The sequence below is a fragment of the Flavobacterium terrae genome (genome assembly GCF_900142035.1).
Classification (GTDB): Bacteria; Bacteroidota; Bacteroidia; order Flavobacteriales; family Flavobacteriaceae; genus Flavobacterium; species Flavobacterium terrae.
The window spans coordinates 1-3,967 of the sequence record NZ_FQZI01000012.1 but is presented as its reverse complement, the minus strand read 5'-3'; the positions used below and the strand labels follow the sequence as shown (position 1 = coordinate 3,967).

Sequence of the window (3,967 nt, the reverse complement as noted above, 5' to 3'; positions counted from 1 at the left end):
TTTGGAAAGTTACGCGTTAAACCAAAATTTGTTAATATTTGTGAAGTTCCGTGTACGAATGCCGCAACAGCAGGCCAAGCCGGCGGGACGTTAGCCACAATATTAAAAAAAATAAAACTGTATATTTGCAGAATGATAAAAACAGAATTTGAAAGTTATAGAAAGAACTCAAGTAAAGACCCAATTTACTTAATTGGTGACGCTTTGCATGTATTGAAAACTTTACCTGATAATTATGTTGACTGCATTATAACAAGTCCTCCATACTGGGGGCAACGACAATATGAAAATGGCGGAATTGGTCTTGAGAACACTTATTCTGAATTTATAGAAAATCTACTGAATATAATAGAAGAACTAAAAAGAGTTTTAAAACCTACAGGTTCTTTTTGGTTAAATATTGGAGATAAATATCATAATAAATCTCTTTTAGGAATTCCTTGGCAAGTTGCACTTAGAATGACAAATGAACAAAACTGGACTTTGAGAAACAGTATTATTTGGAATAAGCAAAAAGGCGGAATGAATAGCACAAAGGACAGATTGGGCAATGTTCACGAACATGTTTTTCATTTTACAAGTAAGCCTACTGGATATTTTTATGATGATATTGCAATACGTTCAAAACCTAGAAAAAGTAAAGTGCAGAATGGAGCAGTAATATCTGCAACAGGTGTAAGTGGAATCAGATACAAAAGACAGATTGAACTTTCTACTTCATTGACCGAAGAAGAAAAAAGAAATGCCTTTAATGAGCTGGAAAACGTATTAAAACGAATAGAAAATAATGAACTTGCAGATTTCCGAATGATTATAAGGAATCAACAACGTTCTACTCATTCAGATTCTGAAAAATTATCGGGAAGAGCTAAACAATTAAAAGACAAGGGATTTTATTTTTTATTTTATAATCCAAACGGAACAATGCCTACTGACGTTTGGGATATTGTACCTGAAGATTCGCAAAAAAGGAAAAAACATTATGCTGTTTTCCCAGAAGATTTATGTAAAATTCCAATATTAGCAACTTGTCCAAAAGATGGAATTGTCTTAGACCCGTTTTGCGGAACAGGTACTACAATGAGAGTCGCAAAAATGTTTAACCGAAAATCAATTGGTATTGATATCTCGTCAGAGTATGTAGATATTGCTAAAGAGATACAAGCTGAATTTATATGAGTAAAGTAACTGAACTATTTACTGAATCGACAAAAGATAACAGTATTAATTGGGTAGAAAAACTAAAAACACAACATTGTAAGTATATTGATAAAAAATGTATTAAGAATAGAAAAAGCGAACCTGAAATTGCAATTGGCACATGTACTCTTAACTATGGTAAAGATGAAAAAAATATAATTATTTGTCCTTTTAGATTACTTGAAAGAAAACAAATTTTTATGGACTGTATTCATTTACTTACTGCTCATGAACCAGGAAATGAATTACATATTCTTTCAGAAATTAAAATTCCTGGCGGGAATGTAGATTATTTTTTAGTATCAACAGATTCAAACAGGAAGGTTAAAGATTTTGTTGGTATAGAATTACAAACTTTAGATACTACTGGCACAGTTTGGCCAGAAAGACAAAGATTTTTGAAAGAGCAAGGTTTTGAAACAAAAGACACAATTACCGATTCTAAAAAACCATTTGGAATGAATTGGAAGATGACAGCCAAAACAATTTTAGTCCAAATCCATCACAAAATTCACACGTTCGAAAACTTAAACAAGCACTTAGTCTTAGTTACACAAGATTGCCTACTAGATTACATAAAACAAGAATTTACTTTTTCTGAAGTTTCAGATAATCCAAAAATTGGAGATTCTATGCACTTCCATTCTTATGAATTGAATAATGAAAAAGACAAAAGTTACAAACTGAAACTTAGTAAAAGATACAGTACTGATAGCGACGGTATTTCAGTATTACTTGGATTACAAGCAGAAGCAAATGTTGAACTTGAAAAAATATTAATTACACTTGAATCCAAAATTAACGACAGAACTTTGTTTACAATATAAATACTGTGGCTAACAGTGGTTTTGCGAAATTTGGGCTTGGGTGTTTAATGGGACGATCTTTTTGTATATTTGACTTCAGTCCGAATGGAATGGTTTGGGGCAATATAAACCCAAACTTCGCAAAGCCACGGGACGTTGTGCACAAGTTTAAACCGAACGAAATCTTGAAAAAAATAATTTACATATTAATATTTTTCTCATTTACTAATTGCAATCAAATGTCTGAAATAGAAAAAGCTTTATTAATTAAAGATGAAACAGAATCTATATTGAAAATTCAAGAAATACTTTGGAAAAAAACTGAATTATTCGATGATTTTGAAAACTTAAATGAAGCCGAACAAACATTTCTTTACGTTGAGATATTGGAAGCCGAAATCAATAATGGAGGTTTTGACCAGTTTTTCTTTAACTCAAGTGGCGATTATGCAACCGAAACTTTAGAAGCTTTGAAAAGAATTGGAGCGACAAAAACCGCTAAGTTAGTTGAAGAAGCTTACAGTTACTTTCCTGAAAATCCAATCCCAAAAAATAACGAAAAAAGACGCGAAATTTTAGAAAATATTGATGAGCAAACTTCCGAAAAATGGACTCAACTTGAAGATAAATTTTATCTTTATGAAGAAAATATTGGCAGTTTAGTTTTAGATTATGTTAGAAAAAACATAAATGACTTTAAATAAAACCAGTGCACAACAGCGGTTAAAGTAAATGGCTTGATCAAGAATTTCCCGAAAATTCTCCGAATTTTCTAAATTTTGTCTATTTTTGGTTAGGCTTGGTTTTGGCTTACGCCACTTTCTTTAGCCGCGGACCGTTACTGGCTAGTCTGCCGAAATTACGCAGGTAAATTCAATCAGAAAATAAGCATTTCTTTCCGCAGAAAGTTGACAAAACAAAAACGTGAAAGTTGGAATCTGAAAAGCAGACTCGAGCGAAAGCGAATAGGCGAAGCAAACTTGAAAAATTGAAATCTGCCAAACTTACGCAGAAATTTGAAACATGAAAATTGAAATTGACTAGCAGAAACATGAAAAACGGAATCTGAAAATATAAAAATTGACGATCAACAAACTGAATCTAAAAAGCTAAATTGAAACCGAAAAACTGACTCGAGCGAAAGCAAATAAGCGAAGCGAACTTGAAAATTGGAATGTGCCAACAGAAGCGTGAAAAGTTAGCCGTTTAATGGTAATTTCGACTAAAAGACCAGCCAGTAACATGCGTTTGGCAAGATTGCGAATTTTGTGGTAAAATCAAGTTCACGTTTCGCAAGAAATTTATAATTTAACCGAAAATAATCAGTTCCGATCTTCGCAACCTCGCCAAGCGCAAGACCGTTATGCGTGAGTTGAGCCGAAATTACGCAGGTAAATTCAATCAGAAAATAAACATTTGTTTCCGCAGAAAATTGACAAAACAGAAACGTGAAAGTTGGAATCTGAAAAGCTGAAAAGCTGAAAACTGAAAAACATTGCGCTTAAAATTGAAAACGTAAAATTAGAATCTAAATAGAAGCGTGAAAGTTGAAATCTAAATGTAAAAGCGCGAAAAAGCAGAAACGTGAAAATTGGAATTTAAAAAGCATAAAGATTGACAATTAACAAACTGAATATAAAAAGCTAAATTGAAACTGAAAAACAGAAGACGGAAAATTGGAATGTGCCAACAGAAGCGTAAAAAATTTGCGATTTAAAAGTAATTCCGACTAAACAACCCCCGCATAACATGCGTTTGGCGAGATTGCGAGTTTTGTGGTAAAATCACGTTCACGTTTCGCAAGAAATTTATAATTTAACCGAAAATAATCAGTTCCGTACTTCGCAACCTCGCCAAGCGCAGGAACGTTATATGCAAGCTTTGTAGCTACGTTGTAAAAATTCGAGTATGAAAAATAAAATGCTTTATTTATTGTTGGTAATCTTAACTTTTTCTTGCTC

The 3,967-nt window shown here is 32.7% G+C and carries 4 protein-coding genes; 3 read left to right on the top strand and 1 reads right to left on the bottom strand.

Annotated elements, in window-relative coordinates:
• The 3 genes from BUC09_RS14525 to BUC09_RS14515 form a co-directional block, all read left to right on the top strand.
• The coding region (locus BUC09_RS14525) for a DNA-methyltransferase (RefSeq protein ID WP_234972668.1) at positions 1-1,179 on the top strand (1,179 nt) is incomplete at its 5' end.
• Complete coding sequence (locus BUC09_RS14520; RefSeq protein WP_073312309.1) at positions 1,176-2,027, top strand: NotI family restriction endonuclease; 852 nt, start codon at positions 1,176-1,178, stop codon at positions 2,025-2,027. The genes BUC09_RS14525 and BUC09_RS14520, both read left to right, overlap by 4 nt.
• 218 nt (positions 2,028-2,245) lie before the next feature.
• Complete coding sequence (locus BUC09_RS14515) at positions 2,246-2,710, top strand: DMP19 family protein (protein WP_073312308.1); 465 nt, start codon at positions 2,246-2,248, stop codon at positions 2,708-2,710.
• Positions 2,711-3,735: 1,025 nt separating this feature from the next.
• Here BUC09_RS14515 and BUC09_RS14955 read toward each other — a convergent pair.
• Positions 3,736-3,967, bottom strand: a 232-nt coding sequence (locus BUC09_RS14955) for a hypothetical protein (protein WP_234972667.1), incomplete at its 5' end; no start/stop codon positions are given.